The organism is Streptomyces cinnamoneus (assembly GCF_014650495.1).
GTDB classification, from domain to species: domain Bacteria; phylum Actinomycetota; class Actinomycetes; order Streptomycetales; family Streptomycetaceae; genus Streptomyces; species Streptomyces cinnamoneus.
On the sequence record NZ_BMVB01000004.1, the window covers coordinates 284174 to 305588 of the forward strand.

Here is a 21415-nt window from a genome sequence, read left to right on the forward strand (position 1 = left end):
GCGCTAGGGGATAGATGACTGAGTACGGCCGGGGTTCCGGCTCCCAACCGTGGCATCCCGAGGACCCTCTGTACGGGGACCAGGGGTACACCGGGCAGCAGTACGCGCCGCAGCAGCAGTCGCAGCACCAGCCGCAGCCCCCCTACGGCCAGCAGCAGCCCTATCCCGGCCAGGCCGGGCAGCAGCAGTACGGCTGGGATCCCTCGCAGAACGCGGGGGGTCCCGGTCCGTACGGCGCGGCCGACCAGGGAGCCGGCTACACCGGGCAGCCCTCCGGCACGTACGCGGGCGGCGGCCCGTCGGAGTACTACGAGTACGACACCGGCACCACCGGCTACCCGCAGCAGCAGGCCCCGTACGTGGGCGAGCAGACCACCGGGCAGCACGAGCAGGTCCGTCCGGCGCCGGCGCCCGCGCATCCCGTCGAGGAGAAGATCTCCCTCTTCGACGACCTCGACCCCGTGGACGCCCCGCCCGCGGCCCCGGCCGACGACGACGAGCCGGCCCCCCGCGAGGAGGGCGGCCGCCGGGACCGGCGCGGCAAGGGCAAGGGCCGCGAGAAGAAGAACAAGCGCCGCAGTGGCACCGCCTGCCTGGTGGTCGCCGCCCTGCTCGTCGGCGTCGTGGGCGGAGGCGGCTACCTCGCCTACGACTACTGGCAGACCCACTACGGCGCCGCGCCCGACTACGAGGGCCAGGGCTCCGGCGAGGTCCAGGTCGAGATCCCCAAGAACTCCAGCCTCACCAAGATGGGCGAGGTCCTGCAGAAGGCCGGCGTGATCAAGAGCGTCGGCGCCTTCACCGAGGCCGCGGGCAAGAACCCCAAGGGCAAGTCCATCCAGGCCGGCACCTACACCCTGCGCAAGGAGATGTCGGGCGCGGCGGCGGTCGAGATGATGACCAACACCGCCAACTTCCTGACCATCGCCGAGGGGCGGCGGGCCGTCCAGATCTACGCCGCCATCGACGAGAAGCTCGGCCTGGCGGCGGGCACGACCAAGGACGTCGCCGAGAAGCAGGCCAAGGAGCTCGGGCTGCCCGAGTGGGCGAACTCCGACCCCAAGATCAGGGACCCGCTGGAGGGCTTCCTCTACCCCTCGCAGTACAGCGCGGGCAAGGGCACCAAGCCGGAGGCCATCCTCAAGCAGATGGTCGCCCGGGCCAAGGAGAACTACGCCAAGCAGGACCTGGAGGGCAAGGCCCGCGAGCTCGGTCTGAAGACCCCGCTCCAGCTGATCACCGTGGCGAGCCTGGTCAACGCCGAGGGCATGACCCACGACGACTTCCGCAAGATGTCCCGGGTCATCTACAACCGGCTCAAGCCCACCAACACCCAGACGAACGGCAAGCTCGAATTCGACTCGACGGCCAACTACGCCAAGAACCAGAGCAAGCTCGACCTCAACCCCCAAGAGCTCCGGAAGTACGACCACCCGTACAACACGTACTTCTACAAGGGCCTGCCGCCCGGCCCCATCGGCAACCCGGGCGCGGAAGCGCTCAGGGCGGCGATGGACCCCGAGCCGGGTGACTGGTACTTCTTCGTCTCCATCAACGAGAAGACGACCTTCACCAAGAACCTGCAGGAGCACCAGAAGCTCGTGGACGAGTTCAACAAGAGCCGGAAGACGTCATGAGCGAGCCGGTGGAGCGCCGCCGCGCGGCCGTGCTCGGTTCCCCGATCGCCCACTCGCTCTCCCCGGTCCTGCACCGCGCCGCCTATGCGGAGCTGGGCCTGGGGGAGTGGACGTACGACCGCTTCGAGGTGGACGAGGCCGCGCTGCCCGCCTTCCTGGACGGTCTGGACGCCTCCTGGGCCGGGCTGTCCCTCACCATGCCGCTCAAGCGCGCCGTGATCCCGCTGCTGGACTCCGTCAGCCCCACCGCCCGGTCCGTCGAGGCCGTCAACACCGTCGTACTCACCGACGACGGACGCCGCCTCGGTGACAACACCGACATCCCGGGCATCGCGGCCGCGCTGCGCGAGCGCGGCGTCGAGAAGGTGGAGAGCGCCGCCGTCCTGGGCGCCGGAGCCACCGCCTCCTCGGCGCTCGCCGCCCTCGCCAGGATCTGCACCGGCGAGGTCACCGCGTACGTGCGCAGCGCCGAGCGTGCCGCGGAGATGCGGCAGTGGGGCGAGCGGCTCGGGGTGGCCGTCCGGACCGCCGACTGGTCGAAGGCCGCCGAGGCCCTCGCCGCCCCGCTGGTCGTCGCCACCACCCCGGCCGGCGCCACGGACGCCCTGGCGGACGCCGTCCCCGAACGCCCCGGCACCCTGTTCGACGTCCTCTACGAACCGTGGCCGACGCCGCTGGCCGCCGCCTGGGCGCGCCGCGGCGGCACGGTCCTGGGCGGACTGGACCTCCTGGTGCACCAGGCGGTGCTCCAGGTCGAGCAGATGACCGGCCGCGCCCCCGCCCCGCTGGCCGCCATGCGCGCCGCCGGCGAGGCCGCGCTGGCCGCGCGCACCCACTGACGCACTGTCCGCAACGTGAGGCCGTCGGTCCACAGGCTGGACCGGCGGCCGGAAAAGCCCACGGGACATGGGAGGATCGGGGGTGGCGGGCCAGGGCCGCGCACCCGACCACGCCGCTGCATGATCGTGAGCGCGCGAGCAGAGGAGTCCCGTTGAGCAGGTTGCGCTGGCTGACGGCCGGAGAGTCCCATGGTCCTGCCCTGGTGGCGACGCTGGAGGGTCTTCCCGCCGGCGTGCCGATCACCACGGACATGGTGGCCGACCACCTGGCCCGGCGGCGCCTCGGCTATGGACGCGGCGCGCGCATGAAGTTCGAGCGCGACGAGGTCACCTTCCTCGGCGGCGTCCGGCACGGCCTGACCATGGGTTCCCCGGTCGCGGTCATGGTGGGCAACACCGAGTGGCCCAAGTGGGAGCAGGTCATGGCGGCCGACCCCGTGGACCCCGCCGAGCTGGCGGAACTGGCTCGCAACGCCCCGCTGACCCGGCCGCGCCCCGGCCACGCGGACCTGGCGGGCATGCAGAAGTACGGATTCGACGAGGCCCGGCCCGTCCTGGAGCGTGCCTCCGCCCGCGAGACCGCCGCCCGTGTCGCCCTCGGCGCCGTTGCCCGCTCCTTCCTCAAGGAGACGGCCGGCATCGAGATCGTCTCGCACGTCGTGGAGCTGGCCTCGGCCAAGGCCCCCTACGGCGTCCTGCCCAAGCCCTCCGACGTCGAGCGGCTCGACGCCGACCCGGTGCGCTGCCTGGACGCCGACGCGAGCGCGGCGATGGTCGCCGAGATCGACCAGGCCCACAAGGACGGTGACACCCTCGGCGGCGTCGTCGAGGTCCTCGCCTACGGCGTGCCCGTCGGCCTGGGCTCGCACGTCCACTGGGACCGCCGCCTGGACGCCCGCCTGGCCGCCGCCCTGATGGGCATTCAGGCCATCAAGGGCGTCGAGCTCGGCGACGGCTTCGACCTCGCCCGCGTCCCCGGCTCCCAGGCGCACGACGAGATCGTGGCGACCGAGGACGGCATCCGCCGCACGTCGGGCCGCTCAGGCGGCACGGAGGGCGGCCTGACCACCGGCGAGCTGCTGCGCGTGCGGGCCGCCATGAAGCCGATCGCGACCGTGCCGCGCGCCCTGGCGACGGTGGACGTGACCACCGGCGAGGCCGCCCAGGCCCACCACCAGCGCTCCGACGTGTGCGCGGTGCCGGCCGCCGGCATCGTCGCCGAAGCGATGGTGGCACTGGTCCTCGCGGACGCGGTCGTGGAGAAGTTCGGCGGCGACAGCGTCCCCGAGACCCGTCGCAACGTCCAGGGCTACCTCGACAACCTGGCCATCAAGTGACACCCCCCGTAGCCGTCCTGGTGGGCCCGCCCGGAGCGGGCAAGTCCACCATCGGTGCCCTGCTCGCGGAGCGGCTGGGCACCGGCTACCGGGACACCGACGCCGACATCGAGCGGACGGCCGGCAAGCCCATCCCGGAGATCTTCCTGGACGAGGGCGAGCCGCACTTCCGCGAGCTGGAGCGCGCGGCCGTGCGCACCGCCGTGGCCGAGCACCCCGGGGTGCTCGCCCTCGGCGGCGGCGCCGTCATGGACGCCGGCACCCGCGCGCTGATCACCGGCCTGCCCGTGGTCTTCCTCGACGTCGAGCTCGCCGACGCCGTCCACCGCGTGGGCCTGGACGCCCCGCGCCCGCTCCTCGCCGTCAACCCCCGCAAGCGCTGGCGCGAGCTGATGGAAGCGCGCCGCCCGCTCTACACCGAGGTCGCCCGTGCCGTCGTCGGCACCGGCGGCCGCACCCCGGCCCAGGTCGCCGACGCCGTCATGGAGGCCCTCGGGCTGCCCGCGGCCCCCACACCGGACACCACGCAGTGAGGAACGCATGACCGACGCCCCCACCCGCATCCAGGTCGCCGGCAGCGCGGGCACCGCGCCGTACGAGGTCCTGGTCGGGCGCCAGCTGCTGGGCGAGCTGCCCGGCCTCATCGGCCCCCAGGCCAAGCGCGTGGCCGTCCTGCACCCGGAGGCCCTCGCCGAGACCGGCGAGGTGCTGCGCGAGGACCTCGCCGCCCAGGGCTACGAGGCCATCGCGATCCAGCTCCCGAACGCCGAGGAGTCCAAGACCGTCGAGGTCGCCGCCTACTGCTGGAAGGCGCTGGGCCAGACCAACTTCACCCGCACCGACGTCATCGTCGGCGTGGGCGGCGGCGCCACCACGGACGTGGCCGGCTTCGTGGCCGCCACCTGGCTGCGCGGGGTCCGCTGGATCGCCGTGCCCACCACCGTGCTCGGCATGGTCGACGCGGCCGTCGGCGGCAAGACCGGCATCAACACCGCCGAGGGCAAGAACCTCGTCGGCGCCTTCCACCCGCCGGCCGGCGTGCTGTGCGACCTCGCGGCGCTGGAGTCGCTGCCGGTCCACGACTACGTCAGCGGCCTCGCCGAGATCATCAAGGCCGGTTTCATCGCCGACCCCGCCATCCTGGAGCTGATCGAGGCCGACCCCGAGGCGGCCCGCACGCCGTCCGGCCCGCACACCGCCGAGCTGATCGAGCGCGCCATCCGCGTCAAGGCCGAGGTCGTCTCCTCCGACCTCAAGGAGTCGGGCCTGCGCGAGATCCTCAACTACGGCCACACGCTCGCCCACGCCATCGAGAAGAACGAGCGCTACAACTGGCGGCACGGCGCCGCCGTCTCCGTCGGCATGGTCTTCGCCGCCGAGCTCGGCCGGATCGCCGGCCGCCTCGACGACGCCACCGCCGACCGGCACCGCGAGGTCCTCACCGCCGTGGGCCTGCCCGTCACCTACCGCGGTGACCAGTGGCCCAAGCTGCTGGAGACGATGAAGGTCGACAAGAAGACCCGTGGCGACCGGCTGCGCTTCATCGTCCTCGACGGCCTCGCCAAGCCGACGGTCCTGGAGGGCCCGGACCCGGCGATGCTGCTCGCCGCGCACGCGGAGATCGCGGCGTGAGCGGCACGGGTGCCCGTCGCGTCCTGGTGCTGAACGGCCCCAACCTCGGCCGGCTCGGCTCCCGCGAGCCCGACGTCTACGGCTCGACCTCCTACAAGGGCCTGGTCGAGGCGTGCACGACGCTGGGCGCGGAGCTCGGCTTCGACGTCGAGGTCCGCGAGACCAACGACGAGGGCGAGCTGGTGCGCTGGCTGCACGAGGCCGCCGACGGCGCGCTGCCCGTGGTCATCAACCCCGGGGCGTTCACGCACTACTCGTACGCCATGCGGGACGCGGCCGCCCAGCGGACCGCCCCGCTGATCGAGGTGCACATCTCCAACCCGTACGCGCGGGAGGAGTTCCGCCACACCTCCGTCATCGCGGCGGTGGCGAGCGGGACGGTGGCGGGCTTCGGCATCGGTTCGTACCGGCTGGCGCTGCGGGCGCTGGCGGAGGAACTGACGGGCTGACGGGGCCGTTCCCACGGTGGGGGACCGGAGAGCTTACTCTTTCCCCTGACCCGCCCCTTCCCGAAACCGGGGGCAAGCCCCCGGACCCCGGACCCCGCTGACGCGCGGTGTCCTCGCACGCCGGACGGGCTGACATTCAGCCCGTCCGGCGTGCGAGGACCGGGGTCCGGCGGAGCCCCGGTTTCGGGAAGCCCGTACGAGACGGAGTGCCACCGGATGCAGTACCCCGTGGGGCCGCCACCGCACCCCCCGATGCCGGCCGTGCCGCCGCCCCCGCCGGGCCCGGAGGCCACCGGGCACTTCCCGTCGGCGGGAGCGGCCCAGGCCGTGGCCGAGGCCGCCGCGACCGCGGCCGTCGCCGTGCTGCTGATCGGCCCGGCCGGGGCCGGCAAGACCACCGTCGCCCGGCACTGGGCGGACACCCGCCGCGTGCCCACCGCCCACGTCAGCCTCGACGACGTCCGCGAGTGGGTGCGGTCCGGCTTCGCCGACCCGCAGTCCGGGTGGAACGACCACTCCGAGGCCCAGTACCGCCTGGCCCGCCGCACCTGCGGCTTCGCCGCGCGCAACTTCCTCGCCAACGGCATCTCCTGCATCCTCGACGACGCCGTCTTCCCCGACCGGCCCGTCGTCGGCCTCGGCGGCTGGAAGCGGCACGTGGGCCCCGGCCTGCTGCCCGTCGTCCTCCTGCCGGGCCTGGAGGTCGTCCTGGAGCGCAACGCCGAGCGCACCGGCAACCGCCGCCTCAGCGACGAGGAGGTCGCCCGGATCCACGGCCGCATGGCCGGCTGGTACGGCTCCGGCCTGCCGATCATCGACAACTCCCAGCAGGACGTCGCCACCACCGCCCGGCTGCTGGACGAGGTCGTCGCCCGCTCGCTGACCGGGCGGTAACCGCCCGGTCGGAGGCGTTGGAAAGGCCGGAACGCGCCGCCGAACGTACGCTCGGAGGCATGTCCGAGGTGTACGCGGCACGACGCTCGCGGCTGCGCGAGCGGTGCGAGGCGGGCGGCAGCGACGCAGCGCTGGTCTCCGGCGCGGCCAACGTGCGCTACCTGTCGGGCGGCGCCCCCGCCGGGGCCGTGCTGCTCCTCGGGCCCGACCGGGACGTGCTGGTGTGCACCACGGACCCCTTCGCGGACGCCACGGGCGCCAGCCGTCCCGCCGACGACCTCGGCGTGCTCGTCCTGTCGCCGGAGGGCGATCCGGCCGTCGCCGGTGCCGGGCGCGCCGCCGAGGCCGGGGCGTGCTCGCTGGCGGTCGAGGAGCACCACCTGACCGTGGCCCGGCACCGTGCCGTGGGCTCCGTCGTGCCCCGGGTGCGGCTGAGCGACCTCGGCACGGCCGTGGAGCAGCAGCGGATCGTCAAGGACGACGAGGAGATCTCGTCCCTGCGGATCGCCGCGGAGATCGCCGACCAGGCCCTCGGCGAGCTGCTGGAGTCGATACTCGTCGGCCGGACCGAACGGCACCTCGCCCTCGAACTGGAGCGCCGCCTGATCGACCACGGGGCACAGGGGGCGGCCTTCCCCACCTCCGTGGGCGCCGGGCCGAACTCGGGACTGGCCGGCCACGTGCCGACCGACCGGCGGGTCGAGGAGGGCGATTTCCTCAGCGTCTGCCTGGGCGCCGACTACCGCGGCTACCGCAGCGAGATCGCCCGCACCTTCGTCATCGGCTCCTCTCCCGCGGACTGGCAGATCGAGCTGTACGAGCAGGTCTTCGCCGCTCAGCGGGCGGGTCGTGAGGCGCTGCAGCCCGGGGCCGCGTACCGTGACGTCGACCGCGCGGCACGGCTCGTGCTGGAGGCCGCGGGCCACGGCGAACGGGTCGGACCGCGCATCGGACACGGCGTCGGACTCGAAAACGACGAGGACCCGAGGCTTGCGCCCTCGGCCATGGGTAAACTGGACGCTTGCGTGCCGGTCACCGTAGATCCGGGAGTCCACCTCCCGGGGCGGGGCGGCGTCCGGATCGATGACACGCTCGTCGTCCGCCCCGAGGCGGACGGCGGACCCGAGCTACTCACCATTACGACCAAAGAGCTGCTCGCGCTGTAGGCCGGCGCACCGCCTTTTGGTTCCACCAAGTCGCAGTCCAGGAGATACCGCAACCGTGGCATCCACGAACGACCTCAAGAACGGCATGGTGCTCAAGCTCGACGGGGGCCAGCTCTGGTCCGTCGTCGAGTTCCAGCACGTCAAGCCCGGCAAGGGCCCCGCCTTCGTCCGTACGAAGCTGAAGAACGTGCTTTCCGGCAAGGTGGTCGACAAGACCTTCAACGCCGGCGTGAAGGTCGAGACGGCCAACGTCGACAAGCGCGGTATGCAGTTCTCGTACATGGACGGCGAGTACTTCGTGTTCATGGACATGGACACGTACGACCAGCTGCACATCGACCGCAAGACCGTCGGTGACGCCGCCAACTTCCTGCTCGAGGGCTTCGAGGCCGTCGTCGCGCAGAACGAGGGCAGCGTCCTCTACGTCGAGCTGCCGGCCGCCGTCGAGCTGACCATCGAGCACACCGACCCGGGTGTCCAGGGCGACCGCTCCACCGGCGGCACCAAGCCCGCGAAGCTCGAGACGGGCTACGAGATCCAGGTCCCGCTCTTCATCACCACGGGTGAGAAGATCAAGGTCGACACTCGCACCGGTGATTACCTCGGTCGGGTGAACAGCTAACCGTGTCCGCCCGTAGTAAGGCCCGTAAGCGCGCCTTCCAGATCCTCTTCGAGGCCGACCAGCGCGGCAGCTCCGTGCAGAACGTCCTCGCGGACTGGATCCGGCACGCCCGGACGGACGAGCGCCAGCCGCCGGTCAACCCGTACACGATGCAGCTGGTCGAGGGCTACGCCGAGCGCGCGGCCCGGATCGACGAGCTGATCGCCACCTATGCGATCGACTGGGACCTCGACCGGATGCCGGCCGCGGACCGCAGCATCGTCCGGCTCGGCGCGTACGAGCTGATCTGGGAGGACGAGACCCCGGACGCCGTGGCGATCGACGAGGCGGTGCAGCTCGCCAAGGAGTTCTCCACCGACGACTCGCCCGCCTTCGTCAACGGCCTGCTCGGCCGCTTCAAGGAGCTCAAGCCGAGCCTGCGACGCGAGGGCCGGTAGGCCCGGGAAGCCGGTTAGACGACAAACCGCCGGGGGGCGGGGAAACCATTCGGTTTCCCCGCCCCCCGGCGGTTTTCATGACGGTGAAAGCGGTGCTCGCAACCGGCCGTCAGGCGTCTTCGTGCTGCACGGCGCGGCGCGCGTCCGCGTCGAGCACGCCCCAGCTGATCAGCTGCTCGGTGAGCACCGACGGCGACTGGTCGTAGATCACGGCGAGGGTGCGCAGGTCGTCCTGGCGGATCGAGAGCACCTTGCCGTTGTAGTCGCCGCGCTGGCTCTGGATGGTGGCGGCATAGCGCTGGAGGGGGCCCGCCTTCTCGGCCGGGACGTGGGCGAGACGCTCCAGGTCCAGGACCAGCTTCGGCGGGGGCTCGGCGGCGCCGCCGGGCGTGGTGCCGGGCAGCAGCTCCTGCACGGGCACACCGTAGAAGTCGGCCAGCTCGGCCAGGCGCTGCACGGTCACGGCACGGTCGCCGCGCTCGTACGAACCCACTACCACGGCCTTCCAGCGCCCCTGGGACTTCTCCTCGACGCCATGGAGGGAGAGGCCCTGCTGGGTGCGGATGGCGCGGAGCTTGGCCCCGAGCTGTTTGGCGTATTCGCTGGACATAAAGCTCCCCGGACGCTGTATCGACGTGCGGCGGCGTCTTCTCGACTGCCGCGTGTCTGGTAACTCACTGTGAGGTTACGCAGCGTAATCTCGGTTCGTCAAGCCGAATGGGCCATACCCTGGGCCGTCAGGGGTGGGGGGTAAGAGTTCACCGGCGGCCCTGGTACGGTGAAACATGTAAATCCGACGTCCTTTAAAGTCCGTCCCGTGAGGCGGAGAAGGGGGTCCGTTTCGTATGGACGCAATTCCTGCTGCGCGTCCCGTGCTGGAAGCACCGGACATCGCCCGGGTTCTGACCCGTATCGCGCACGAGATCGTCGAACGCGCCAAGGGCGCCGACGACGTCGTACTCCTCGGCATTCCCACCCGCGGCGTCTTCCTCGCTGGCCGGCTGGCCGCCAAGCTTGAGGACATCACCGGCACCAAGACCCCGGTGGGCTCCCTCGACATCACCATGTACCGCGACGACCTGCGGCTGCGCCCGGCGCGCGCCCTGGCCCGCACCGAGATCCCCGGTGAGGGCATCGACGGCCGCCTGGTGGTCCTCGTCGACGACGTGCTCTTCTCCGGCCGCACCATCCGTGCCGCGCTGGACGCCCTGAACGACATCGGGCGCCCCCGCGCCGTCCAGCTCGCGGTCCTCGTCGACCGCGGCCACCGCGAACTCCCGATCCGCGCCGACTACGTCGGCAAGAACCTCCCCACGTCGCTGCGGGAGACGGTCAAGGTCCAGCTCACCGAGGAGGACGGCCGCGACAGCGTGCTCCTCGGCGCGGGCGCGACCGCCCCGGCCGACGGGCAGTAGCACCCCTCCACGGACCCGGTGATCCCGGGCCCGTGCCGCCGCATGCCCGGCCACACCCCCGCACACCTCCTTACCCCCACGGAGCAACCGGATGAAGCGCCACCTCATCTCGGCCGCCGACCTCACGCGCGACGACGCCGTCCTGATCCTCGACACCGCCGAGGAGATGGCCCGGGTCGCGGACCGGCCGATCAAGAAGCTTCCCACCCTGCGCGGCCGCACCGTCGTCAACCTCTTCTTCGAGGACTCGACGCGGACCCGCATCTCCTTCGAGGCCGCCGCCAAGCGGCTCTCCGCCGACGTCATCAACTTCTCCGCCAAGGGCTCCTCGGTCTCCAAGGGCGAGTCGCTCAAGGACACCGCCCTGACCCTGGAGGCGATGGGCGCCGACGCCGTCGTCATCCGCCACCACGCCTCCGGCGCCCCCTACCGGCTGGCGAACTCCGGCTGGATCGACGGAGCCGTGGTCAACGCCGGCGACGGCACCCACGAGCACCCCACCCAGGCCCTGCTGGACGCCTTCACCATGCGCCGCCGCCTGGTCGGCCGGGACGCCGGTCTCGGCAAGGACCTGTCCGGCCGCCGGATCACGATCGTCGGCGACGTGCTGCACAGCCGGGTGGCCCGCTCCAACGTCCACCTGCTGACCACGCTCGGCGCCGAGGTCACCCTGGTCGCCCCGCCCACGCTGGTGCCCGTCGGCGTCGACACCTGGCCCTGCGAGGTCTCCTACGACCTCGACGCCGTGCTGCCGAAGTCCGACGCCGTGATGATGCTGAGGGTGCAGCGCGAGCGCATGAACGCCGCGTTCTTCCCGACCGAGCGCGAGTACTCGCGGCGCTACGGCCTGGACGGCGACCGGATGGCCAAGATGCCCGAGCACGCCATCGTGATGCACCCGGGCCCGATGAACCGCGGCATGGAGATCACCGCCGAGGTCGCCGACTCCGACCGCTGCACGGCCGTCGAGCAGGTCGCCAACGGCGTCAGCACCCGGATGGCCGTCCTCTACCTGCTGCTCGGTGGCTCCGAGCCCGCCGTCACCCTGAACAACGCCCGCACCGAGGAGAGCAAGTAATGTCCAAGATCCTGATCCGCGGTGCGAAGGTCCTCGGCGGCGAGCCGCAGGACGTGCTGATCGACGGCGAGACCATCGCCGAGGTCGGCACCGGCCTGCGCGCCGAGGGCGCCCAGGTGATCGAGGCCGACGGCAAGATCCTGCTGCCCGGCCTGGTCGACCTCCACACCCACCTGCGCGAGCCCGGCCGCGAGGACTCCGAGACCGTCCTGACCGGCACCCGGGCCGCCGCGAGCGGCGGCTACACCGCCGTGTTCGCCATGGCCAACACCTTCCCCGTCGCCGACACCGCCGGCGTCGTCGAGCAGGTCTGGCGCCTGGGCAAGGAGTCCGGCTACTGCGACGTGCAGCCCATCGGCGCCGTCACCGTCGGCCTGGAGGGCAAGCAGCTCTCCGAGCTCGGCGCCATGCACGACTCCGCCGCCGGCGTCACCGTCTTCTCCGACGACGGCAAGTGCGTCGACGACGCCGTGATCATGCGCCGCGCCCTGGAGTACGTGAAGGCGTTCGGCGGCGTCATCGCGCAGCACGCGCAGGAGCCCCGGCTCACCGAGGGTGCCCAGATGAACGAGGGCGTCGTCTCCGCCGAGCTGGGCCTGGGCGGCTGGCCGGCCGTCGCCGAGGAGTCGGTCATCGCCCGCGACGTCCTCCTCGCCGAGCACGTCGGCTCCCGGGTGCACATCTGCCACCTGTCCACGGCCGGCTCCGTCGAGATCGTCCGCTGGGCCAAGTCGCGCGGCATCGACGTCACCGCCGAGGTCACCCCGCACCACCTGCTCCTGACCGACGAGCTCGTGCGCTCGTACAACCCGGTCTACAAGGTGAACCCGCCGCTGCGCACCGAGCGCGACGTGATGGCGCTGCGCGAGGCCCTGGCCGACGGCACGATCGACATCGTCGCCACCGACCACGCCCCGCACCCGCACGAGGACAAGGACTGCGAGTGGGCCGCGGCCGCCATGGGCATGGTGGGCCTGGAGACGGCGCTGTCCGTCGTCCAGCACACGATGGTCGAGACCGGCCTGCTGGACTGGGCGGGCGTCGCCGAGCGCATGTCGTTCACGCCCGCCCGCATCGGCAGCCTCGCCGGGCACGGCCGTCCCGTTGCCGCCGGGGAGCCCGCCAACCTCACCCTGGTCGATTCCGCTTACCGTGGTGTCGTGGACCCCGCGGGCTTCGCCTCCCGCAGCCGCAACACGCCCTACGAGGGCCGCGAGCTGCCGGGTCGCGTCACCCACACATTCCTGCGGGGCCGGGCGACGGTCGTGGACGGGAATCTCGCGTGACACCTGTACGAATCATCACTCTGGCGGCCGAGCAGAAGTCTGCCGACGTCACCGACTGGGCCGCACGCATCGGCTGGGTCGTGGGGCTGCTGCTCTTCATCGCACTGCTCTACTGGCTGATGCGCGAGGGCTGGAAGTGGCGCGGCACGCTCCAGGGCGACCTGCCCGAGCTGCCCACCGCCCCCGCCGAGCGGGGTGAGCCCACGCTCACGATGACCGGCCGCTACCACGGCTCCACCACCTCCGGGCAGTGGCTCGACCGGATCGTCGCGCACGGCCTCGGCACCCGCAGCAAGGCCGAGCTCACCCTCACGGAGCAGGGCGTCGACGTCGTACGGCCCGGCGCCCGGGACTTCTTCATCCCCGCCGCCGCCCTGCGCGGCGCCCGCCTGGAGACGGGCATCGCGGGCAAGGTTCTCCCCGAGGGCCTGCTCGTGATCACCTGGCAGCACGGCGACAAGACCATCGACTCGGGCTTCCGCTCCGACCGGGCGGCCGGGCACGCCGCCTGGGTCGAGGCGATCAGCACCATGAACAGCACTACGGAAGGCGCACGATGACGACCTCCAGCAGGGGAAGCAAGGTCCCCGCCGTACTCGTCCTGGAGGACGGTCGTACGTTCCGCGGCCGCGCCTACGGGGCGATCGGGACGACCTTCGGCGAGGCCGTGTTCTCCACCGGCATGACCGGCTACCAGGAAACCCTCACCGACCCCTCGTACCACCGCCAGGTCGTCGTCATGACGGCCCCGCACGTCGGCAACACCGGCGTCAACGACGAGGACCCCGAGTCCGGCCGCATCTGGGTCGCCGGCTACGTCGTGCGCGACCCCGCCCGCCTCCCCTCCAACTGGCGCTCCCGTCGCTCGCTGGACGAGGAGCTGGAGCGCCAGGGCGTCGTCGGCATCAGCGGCATCGACACCCGCGCGCTCACCCGCCACCTGCGCGAGCGCGGTGCGATGCGGGTCGGCATCTTCTCCGGCGCGACGCTGCCCGACGAGGCGGCCATGCTCGCCGAGGTGCGCCGCGCCCCCGAGATGAAGGGCGCCGACCTCTCCGTCGAGGTCGCCACCAAGGAGACGTACGTCGTCCCCGCGATCGGCGAGAAGCGCTTCACCGTCGCCGCGATCGACCTGGGCATCAAGGGCATGACCCCGCACCGCATGGCCGAGCGCGGCATCGAGGTGCACGTCCTGCCCGCCACGGCGACGATCGAGGACGTCTACGCGGTCGCCCCCGACGGCGTGTTCTTCTCCAACGGCCCGGGCGACCCGGCCACCGCCGACCACCCGGTCTCCGTCATGCGCGGCGTCCTGGAGCGGAAGACCCCCCTCTTCGGCATCTGCTTCGGCAACCAGATCCTGGGCCGGGCGCTCGGCTTCGGCACCTACAAGCTGAAGTACGGCCACCGCGGCATCAACCAGCCCGTGCAGGACCGCACGACCGGCAAGGTCGAGGTCACCGCGCACAACCACGGCTTCGCCGTCGACGCCCCGCTCGACAAGGCGACCGACACGCCCTACGGCCGCGCCGAGGTCTCCCACGTCTGTCTGAACGACAACGTGGTCGAGGGCCTCCAGCTGCTCGACCAGCCGGCATTCAGCGTCCAGTACCACCCCGAGGCAGCCGCAGGCCCGCACGACGCCGCGTACCTGTTCGACCGCTTCGTCTCCCTGATGGAGGGCCAGCGTGCCTAAGCGCACCGACATCCAGTCCGTTCTGGTCATCGGCTCCGGCCCGATCGTCATCGGCCAGGCCGCGGAGTTCGACTACTCCGGCACCCAGGCGTGCCGCGTGCTGAAGTCCGAGGGCCTGCGGGTCATCCTCGTCAACTCCAACCCGGCCACGATCATGACCGACCCGGAGATCGCCGACGCCACGTACGTCGAGCCGATCACCCCCGAGTTCGTCGAGAAGATCATCGCCAAGGAGCGCCCCGACGCCCTCCTGCCCACCCTCGGCGGCCAGACCGCGCTCAACACCGCCATCTCCATGCACGAGAACGGCGTGCTGGAGAAGTACGGCGTGGAGCTCATCGGCGCCAACGTCGAGGCCATCCACAAGGGCGAGGACCGCGACCTGTTCAAGGGCGTCGTCGAGGCCGTCCACGCCAAGATCGGCCACGGCGAGTCCGCCCGCTCGGTCATCTGCCACACCATGGACGAGGTCCTTGCGGGCGTCGAGACGCTCGGCGGCTACCCCGTCGTCGTCCGCCCCTCCTTCACCATGGGCGGCGCCGGCTCCGGCTTCGCCCACGACGAGGACGAGCTGCGCCGCATCGCCGGCCAGGGCCTCACGCTCTCCCCGACCACCGAGGTGCTCCTGGAGGAGTCCATCCTCGGCTGGAAGGAGTACGAGCTGGAGCTGATGCGCGACCGCAACGACAACGTCGTGGTCGTCTGCTCCATCGAGAACTTCGACCCCATGGGCGTGCACACCGGTGACTCCATCACCGTCGCCCCGGCGATGACGCTGACCGACCGCGAGTACCAGATCCTGCGCGACGTCGGCATCGCCATCATCCGCGAGGTCGGCGTCGACACCGGCGGCTGCAACATCCAGTTCGCCGTCAACCCCGACGACGGCCGGGTCATCGTCATCGAGATGAACCCCCGCGTCTCGCGCTCCTCCGCGCTGGCGTCCAAGGCCACCGGCTTCCCGATCGCCAAGATCGCGGCCCGCCTCGCCGTCGGCTACACCCTCGACGAGATCCCCAACGACATCACCGAGAAGACCCCGGCGTCCTTCGAGCCCACGCTCGACTACGTCGTGGTCAAGGCCCCCCGCTTCGCCTTCGAGAAGTTCCCGGCCGCCGACGCCACCCTCACCACGACCATGAAGTCGGTCGGCGAGGCCATGGCCATCGGCCGCAACTTCACCGAGGCCCTGCAGAAGGCCCTGCGCTCGCTGGAGAAGAAGGGCTCGCAGTTCGACTTCGTCGCCGAGCCCGGGGACAAGAGCGCCCTGCTGGAGAAGGCCAAGGTCCCGACCGACGGCCGGATCAACACCGTCATGGCCGCCATCCGCGCCGGCGCCACCCCGGACGAGGTCTTCGACGCCACCCGCATCGACCCGTGGTTCGTCGACCAGCTCTTCCTCATCAACGAGGTGGCCGAGGAGCTGCGCGGCGCCGAGAAGCTCGTCCCCGAGCTGCTCGCCGAGGCCAAGCGGCACGGCTTCTCCGACGCCCAGATCGCGGCCGTCCGCGGCCTGCGCGAGGACGTCGTCCGCGAGGTCCGCCAGGCCCTCGGCGTCCGCCCGGTCTACAAGACGGTCGACACCTGCGCCGCCGAGTTCGCCGCGAGGACGCCGTACTTCTACTCCTCCTACGACGAGGAGTCCGAGGTCGCGCCGCGCGAGAAGCCCGCTGTGATCATCCTGGGCTCGGGCCCGAACCGCATCGGCCAGGGCATCGAGTTCGACTACTCCTGCGTCCACGCCTCCTTCGCGCTCAGCGAGGCGGGCTACGAGACCGTGATGGTCAACTGCAACCCCGAGACCGTCTCCACCGACTACGACACCTCCGACCGGCTCTACTTCGAGCCGCTCACCCTGGAGGACGTCCTGGAGATCGTCCACGCCGAGCAGCAGGCGGGCCCCGTCGCGGGCGTCGTCGTCCAGCTCGGCGGCCAGACGCCGCTGGGCCTCGCCCAGGCGCTCAAGGACAACGGCGTGCCGATCGTCGGCACCTCGCCCGAGGCCATCGACCTCGCCGAGGAGCGCGGCGCCTTCGGCCGCGTCCTGACCGAGGCCGGGCTGCCCGCGCCCAAGTACGGCACGGCCTACTCCTTCGAGGAGGCCAAGGGCATCGCCGCCGGCATCGGCTACCCGGTCATGGTCCGCCCGTCCTACGTGCTCGGCGGCCGCGGCATGGAGATCGTCTACGACGAGCCCTCGCTGGCGGGCTACCTGGAGCGGCACGCGGGCCTGATCTCCGAGCACCCGGTGCTCATCGACCGCTTCCTCGACGACGCCATCGAGATCGACGTCGACGCGCTCTACGACGGCCAGGAGCTCTACCTCGGCGGCGTCATGGAGCACATCGAGGAGGCCGGCATCCACTCCGGCGACTCCGCCTGCGCGCTGCCCCCGATCACCCTCGGCGGCTTCGACATCAAGCGGCTGCGGGCCTCCACCGAGGCCATCGCCAAGGGCGTCGGCGTGCGCGGCCTGATCAACATCCAGTTCGCCATGGCCGGGGACATCCTCTACGTCCTGGAGGCCAACCCGCGCGCCTCCCGCACGGTTCCCTTCACCTCCAAGGCGACCGCCGTGCCGCTGGCCAAGGCCGCCGCCCGCATCTCGCTGGGCGCCACCATCGCCGAGCTGCGCGCCGAGGGCATGCTGCCCCGGGAGGGCGACGGCGGCACCCTGCCGCTGGACGCGCCGATCTCCGTCAAGGAGGCCGTGATGCCGTGGAGCCGCTTCCGCGACGCCTCCGGCCGCGGCGTGGACACCGTCCTCGGCCCGGAGATGCGCTCCACCGGCGAGGTCATGGGCATCGACACGGTCTTCGGCACGGCCTACGCCAAGTCGCAGGCCGGCGCGTACGGCGCGCTGCCCACCAAGGGCCGTGCGTTCGTCTCCGTCGCCAACCGCGACAAGCGCTCGATGATCTTCCCGGCGCGCGAGCTCGTCGCCCACGGCTTCGAGCTGCTGGCCACCTCCGGCACCGCCGAGGTCCTGCGGCGCAACGGCATCAACGCCACTGTCGTGCGCAAGCAGAGCGAGGGCGAGGGGCCGAACGGCGAGAAGACCATCGTCCAGCTCATCCACGACGGCCAGGTCGACCTGATCGTCAACACCCCGTACGGCACCGGCGGCCGCCTGGACGGGTACGAGATCCGCACCGCCGCCGTCGCCCGGGCGGTCCCGTGCCTGACCACGGTCCAGGCGCTCGCCGCCGCCGTGCAGGGCATCGAGGCGCTCACCCGCGGTGACGTGGGCGTGCGCTCGCTGCAGGAGCACGCGGAACATCTGACCGCCGCCCGCGAGGCGTAGGGCGCAGGAGGGGGACACCGGAAGGTGTCCCCCTCTTCATGAAGCCCCCGCGCCCGCACCTCGCCCAGAAGGCTGGAAATGTACCGTCTCTTCTTCGACCTGATCTTCAAGCGCATGGACCCCGAGAAGGCCCACCACCTGGCCTTCGCCTGGATCCGCGCCGTCGCCCGCATCCCCGTGCTGCGCACCTTCGTCGCGGCCGTCCTCGCCCCCCGCCACACCGCGCTGCGCACCGAGGCCCTGGGCCTGCGCATGCACGGCCCCTTCGGCCTCGCCGCCGGCTTCGACAAGAACGCCGCCGCCATCGACGGCATGGCCATGCTCGGCTTCGACCACGTCGAGATCGGCACCGTCACCGCGCAGCCCCAGCCCGGCAACCCCAAGAAGCGCCTCTTCCGCCTCGTCGCGGACCGCGCGCTCATCAACCGCATGGGCTTCAACAACGACGGCTCGGCGGCCGTCGCGGAGCGCCTGGCGGCCCGCAAGGAAGCCTTCCGCACGACCGTCGGCGTCAACATCGGCAAGACCAAGGTCGTGCCGGAGGAGGAGGCCGTCGCCGACTACGTCACCTCCACCGAGCGCCTGGCCGCCCACGCCGACTACCTCGTCGTCAACGTCTCCTCCCCGAACACGCCCGGCCTGCGCAACCTCCAGGCCACCGAGGCGCTGCGCCCGCTGCTGAGCGCCGTCCGCGAGGCCGCCGACCGCACCGTCACCTCGCGCCGCGTGCCGCTGCTGGTGAAGATCGCCCCGGACCTGGCGGACGAGGACATCGACGCCGTCGCCGACCTCGCCGTCGAGCTGGGCCTGGACGGCATCATCGCCACCAACACCACCATCGCCCGCGACGGCCTGGGCCTGAAGACCCCCAAGCGCACCGTCGAGGCCATCGGTGCCGGCGGCCTGTCCGGCGCGCCCCTCAAGGAGCGCTCCCTGGAGGTCCTCGGCCGGCTGTACGCCCGCGTGGGCGACAGCATCACGCTGGTCGGCGTCGGCGGCATCGAGACCGCCGACGACGCCTGGGAGCGCATCCTGGCGGGCGCCACGCTGGTCCAGGGCTACAGCGCCTTCATCTACGAGGGCCCGTTCTGGTGCCGCGCGATCCACCGGGGTCTCGCCGAGCGCCTCGCCGCCAGCCCCTACACCACCCTCGCCGAGGCCGTCGGCGCCGCCACCCGTGCCCGTACCTCCGGAGAGGCCAAGTGATGACCGCGCAGCCCACGCAGCAGACCCCCGAGCCCTTCGGCGCCCGGCTGCGCCGCGCCATGGACGAGCGCGGGCCGCTGTGCGTCGGCATCGACCCGCACGCCTCGCTCCTCGCCGACTGGGGCCTGTCCGACGACATCGCGGGCCTGGAGCGCTTCACGCACACCGTCGTGGAGGCGCTGGCCGACCGGGTCGCCGTGCTCAAGCCGCAGTCCGCGTTCTTCGAGCGGTTCGGCTCGCGCGGCATCGCCGTCCTGGAGCGGGCCGTCGCGGACTCCCGCGCCGCCGGCGCGCTGGTGCTGATGGACGCCAAGCGCGGCGACATCGGCTCGACCATGGCCGCCTACGCCGCGACCTACCTCGACCCCTCCTCGCCGCTGTTCTCGGACGCCGTCACCGTCAGCCCCTACCTCGGCTACGGCTCCCTGCGCCCGGCCCTGGACCTGGCGCGCGAGAGCGGCACCGGCGTGTTCGTCCTGGCCCTGACCTCCAACCCGGAGGGCGCCGAGGTCCAGCACGCGGTGCGCGCCGACGGCACGAGCGTCGCGGCGACGATGCTCGGCCACCTGCGCGCCGAGAACGCCGGCGCGGCCCCCCTGGGCTCGTTCGGCGCGGTCGTGGGCGCGACGCTGGGGGAGTCCCTGGGCGCCGCGGGTGCGGATCTGGCCATCAACGGCCCCCTGCTCGCCCCCGGCATCGGCGCCCAGGGCGCCACCGCCGCCGACCTGCCCGCGGTCTTCGGCGCGGCGGTGGGCAACGTCGTCCCGAACGTCAGCCGCGGAGTGCTGCGCAACGGCCCGGACGTGGCGGCCCTGCGCGCCAGTGCCGGGCGATTTTCGGACGAGGTGCGCGCGGCGGTGGCCGGCTAGCGCGTCGCGTGCGCGCCACGGTGCCGGGTCGGCGCCGGTCGGCAGAGAAAAATTGTCGGTCTTTATGTCCGGAAAAGTCCTGGTCGAGCGAGGCTGACCAGGACTTTTCGTCTGTTCTCGCTGACTGGAGCGGGATCGGCCGCTAGTCTCCGACGAGAGCGAACGAGCAAGCGCGTTGCTCGTTGCTCCCCAGGTGTGGGCCGACTAGGTTCCTCACCGGTCCGTATCCGACAGTTCGACATCCGAGGTGACGTAGGCGTGGCTCTTCCGCCCCTTACCCCTGAACAGCGCGCAGCCGCGCTCGAAAAGGCCGCCGCGGCTCGCCGGGAGCGCGCCGAGGTCAAGAATCGGCTCAAGCACTCCGGCGCCTCGCTGCACGACGTGATCCAGCAGGGCCAGAAGAACGATGTCATCGGCAAGATGAAGGTCAGCGCCCTCCTGGAGAGCCTGCCCGGTGTGGGCAAGGTCCGGGCCAAGCAGATCATGGAGCGGCTCGGGATCTCCGAGAGCCGCCGGGTGCGTGGCCTCGGCTCCAACCAGATCGCCTCTCTGGAGCGAGAGTTCGGCGGCAAGGCCGCCTGACGGCCACCCGTCGCGAGGCCCTGCGTTCCCAGGCACTCCCGGGAACCGGGATAATCGCTGCATGAGTACTGCAGTCTCCCGGGGGACGTCCCCCGTCCCTCCGGCCGGACAACCGCGGCTGACCGTGCTCTCCGGCCCCTCCGGGGTCGGTAAGAGCACGGTCGTCGCCCACATGCGCAAGGCCCACCCCGAGGTGTGGCTCTCGGTCTCCGCCACCACCCGCAAGCCGCGACCCGGTGAGCGGGAGGGCGTCCAGTACTTCTTCGTCGACGACGAGCAGTTCGACAAGCTCATCGCCAACGGAGAGCTGCTGGAGTGGGCCGAATTCGCGGGCAACCGCTACGGCACGCCGCGGCAGGCCGTGCTCGACCGCCTGGAGGCGGGCGAGCCGGTCCTGCTGGAGATCGACCTCCAGGGCGCCCGGCAGGTCCGCGAGACCATGCCGGAGGCCCAGCTGGTCTTCCTCGCCCCGCCCAGCTGGGACGAGCTGGTCCGCCGCCTCACCGGCCGCGGGACGGAGTCGGCCGAGGTCATCGAGCGCCGGCTGGAGGCCGCCAAGGTCGAGCTGGCGGCCGAGACGGAGTTCGACACCACGCTGGTCAACACCTCCGTCGAGGACGTTGCGCGTGAGCTGCTAGCCTTGCTGCGCTGAACATCTTTCTTCACCCCCATCGGAAGGCAGAGAGTGTCCTCTTCCATCACCGCGCCCGAGGGCATCATCAACCCGCCGATTGATGAGCTGCTCGAGGCGACCGACTCGAAGTACAGCCTCGTGATCTACGCCGCCAAGCGCGCGCGCCAGATCAACGCGTACTACTCGCAGCTCGGCGAGGGCCTGCTGGAGTACGTCGGCCCGCTGGTGGACACCCACGTCCACGAGAAGCCGCTCTCCATCGCGCTCCGCGAGATCAACGCGGGCCTGCTGACCTCCGAGGCCGTCGAGGCCCCGGCGCAGTAAGCGCTGAT

General features: G+C 71.8%; 22 protein-coding genes. 21 read left to right on the forward strand and 1 reads right to left on the reverse strand.

The annotated features are described in order from the left end of the window. The first annotated feature begins 14 nt into the window (after window positions 1–14). The 10 genes from mltG to nusB all read left to right on the forward strand — a co-directional run bounded on the left by mltG (window position 15) and on the right by nusB (window position 9013). Window positions 15–1637, forward strand: coding sequence for an endolytic transglycosylase MltG (gene mltG, locus IE182_RS08330; protein WP_190109016.1), 1623 nt, complete (start codon window positions 15–17; stop codon window positions 1635–1637). Next, entirely contained in the window at window positions 1634–2476 is an 843-nt protein-coding gene (locus IE182_RS08335; RefSeq protein WP_190109017.1) for a shikimate dehydrogenase, read from the forward strand. The genes mltG and IE182_RS08335 overlap by 4 nt, the downstream gene beginning before the upstream one ends. Before the next feature lie 152 nt (window positions 2477–2628). Further along, window positions 2629–3813 carry a chorismate synthase gene (gene aroC / locus IE182_RS08340; RefSeq protein WP_190109018.1) on the forward strand — a complete coding sequence of 395 codons (1185 nt, stop codon included), beginning with the start codon at window positions 2629–2631 and terminating at the stop codon, window positions 3811–3813. Next, window positions 3810–4346 (forward strand): shikimate kinase, encoded by a 537-nt coding sequence (locus IE182_RS08345; protein ID WP_190109019.1) that lies wholly within the window; start codon window positions 3810–3812, stop codon window positions 4344–4346. The genes aroC and IE182_RS08345 overlap by 4 nt, the downstream gene beginning before the upstream one ends. 7 nt (window positions 4347–4353) lie before the next feature. Beyond that, window positions 4354–5445: a 3-dehydroquinate synthase gene (gene aroB / locus IE182_RS08350; protein ID WP_190109020.1), complete on the forward strand. Its 1092-nt coding sequence runs from the start codon at window positions 4354–4356 to the stop codon at window positions 5443–5445. Further along, the gene (gene aroQ / locus IE182_RS08355) at window positions 5442–5894 is read left to right on the forward strand and encodes a type II 3-dehydroquinate dehydratase (protein WP_190109021.1); all 453 of its coding nucleotides are present in this window, start codon (window positions 5442–5444) and stop codon (window positions 5892–5894) included. Before aroB ends, aroQ begins: the two co-directional genes overlap by 4 nt. A gap of 216 nt (window positions 5895–6110) precedes the next feature. After that, window positions 6111–6788 carry an AAA family ATPase gene (locus IE182_RS08360; protein ID WP_373303521.1) on the forward strand — a complete coding sequence of 226 codons (678 nt, stop codon included), beginning with the start codon at window positions 6111–6113 and terminating at the stop codon, window positions 6786–6788. A gap of 59 nt (window positions 6789–6847) precedes the next feature. After that, window positions 6848–7954, forward strand: coding sequence for an aminopeptidase P family protein (locus IE182_RS08365; protein ID WP_190109022.1), 1107 nt, complete (start codon window positions 6848–6850; stop codon window positions 7952–7954). 55 nt (window positions 7955–8009) lie between these two features. After that, window positions 8010–8576: an elongation factor P gene (efp, locus tag IE182_RS08370; RefSeq protein ID WP_190109023.1), complete on the forward strand. Its 567-nt coding sequence runs from the start codon at window positions 8010–8012 to the stop codon at window positions 8574–8576. Between the two features lie 2 nt (window positions 8577–8578). Further along, a complete protein-coding gene (gene nusB / locus IE182_RS08375; RefSeq protein WP_190109024.1) occupies window positions 8579–9013 on the forward strand; it encodes a transcription antitermination factor NusB in 435 nt (144 codons plus the stop codon). Between the two features lie 109 nt (window positions 9014–9122). On the opposite strand, the gene bldD is transcribed toward nusB, so the two are convergent. After that, window positions 9123–9623: a transcriptional regulator BldD gene (gene bldD, locus IE182_RS08380; protein ID WP_004948690.1), complete on the reverse strand. Its 501-nt coding sequence runs from the start codon at window positions 9621–9623 to the stop codon at window positions 9123–9125. A 235-nt stretch (window positions 9624–9858) separates the two neighbouring features. Between bldD and pyrR the strand changes: the two genes are divergently transcribed. From pyrR to rpoZ, 11 genes are all read left to right on the forward strand, one after another. Further along, complete coding sequence (pyrR, locus tag IE182_RS08385; protein ID WP_190109025.1) at window positions 9859–10428, forward strand: bifunctional pyr operon transcriptional regulator/uracil phosphoribosyltransferase PyrR; 570 nt, start codon at window positions 9859–9861, stop codon at window positions 10426–10428. A 91-nt stretch (window positions 10429–10519) separates the two neighbouring features. Continuing rightward, the gene (locus IE182_RS08390) at window positions 10520–11506 is read left to right on the forward strand and encodes an aspartate carbamoyltransferase catalytic subunit (protein WP_190109026.1); all 987 of its coding nucleotides are present in this window, start codon (window positions 10520–10522) and stop codon (window positions 11504–11506) included. After that, window positions 11506–12792: a dihydroorotase gene (locus IE182_RS08395; protein WP_190109027.1), complete on the forward strand. Its 1287-nt coding sequence runs from the start codon at window positions 11506–11508 to the stop codon at window positions 12790–12792. The genes IE182_RS08390 and IE182_RS08395 overlap by 1 nt, the downstream gene beginning before the upstream one ends. Next, complete coding sequence (locus IE182_RS08400) at window positions 12789–13352, forward strand: PH-like domain-containing protein (RefSeq protein WP_190109028.1); 564 nt, start codon at window positions 12789–12791, stop codon at window positions 13350–13352. Before IE182_RS08395 ends, IE182_RS08400 begins: the two co-directional genes overlap by 4 nt. Further along, on the forward strand, window positions 13349–14488 hold the full coding sequence (carA, locus tag IE182_RS08405; protein WP_190109029.1) for a glutamine-hydrolyzing carbamoyl-phosphate synthase small subunit: 1140 nt from the start codon (window positions 13349–13351) through the stop codon (window positions 14486–14488). Before IE182_RS08400 ends, carA begins: the two co-directional genes overlap by 4 nt. Then, entirely contained in the window at window positions 14481–17792 is a 3312-nt protein-coding gene (carB, locus tag IE182_RS08410) for a carbamoyl-phosphate synthase large subunit (RefSeq protein ID WP_190109030.1), read from the forward strand. Before carA ends, carB begins: the two co-directional genes overlap by 8 nt. Before the next feature lie 78 nt (window positions 17793–17870). Continuing rightward, window positions 17871–18998, forward strand: a complete 1128-nt coding sequence (locus IE182_RS08415; RefSeq protein ID WP_190109031.1) for a quinone-dependent dihydroorotate dehydrogenase — start codon at window positions 17871–17873, stop codon at window positions 18996–18998. Beyond that, window positions 18998–19867, forward strand: coding sequence for an orotidine-5'-phosphate decarboxylase (pyrF, locus tag IE182_RS08420; protein ID WP_190109032.1), 870 nt, complete (start codon window positions 18998–19000; stop codon window positions 19865–19867). Before IE182_RS08415 ends, pyrF begins: the two co-directional genes overlap by 1 nt. Before the next feature lie 258 nt (window positions 19868–20125). Further along, complete coding sequence (locus tag IE182_RS08425; protein ID WP_190109033.1) at window positions 20126–20449, forward strand: integration host factor; 324 nt, start codon at window positions 20126–20128, stop codon at window positions 20447–20449. Between the two features lie 61 nt (window positions 20450–20510). Further along, window positions 20511–21101 (forward strand): guanylate kinase, encoded by a 591-nt coding sequence (gene gmk, locus IE182_RS08430; protein WP_190109034.1) that lies wholly within the window; start codon window positions 20511–20513, stop codon window positions 21099–21101. A gap of 33 nt (window positions 21102–21134) precedes the next feature. Continuing rightward, complete coding sequence (rpoZ, locus tag IE182_RS08435) at window positions 21135–21407, forward strand: DNA-directed RNA polymerase subunit omega (protein WP_030360466.1); 273 nt, start codon at window positions 21135–21137, stop codon at window positions 21405–21407. The last annotated feature ends 8 nt before the right edge of the window (window positions 21408–21415 follow it).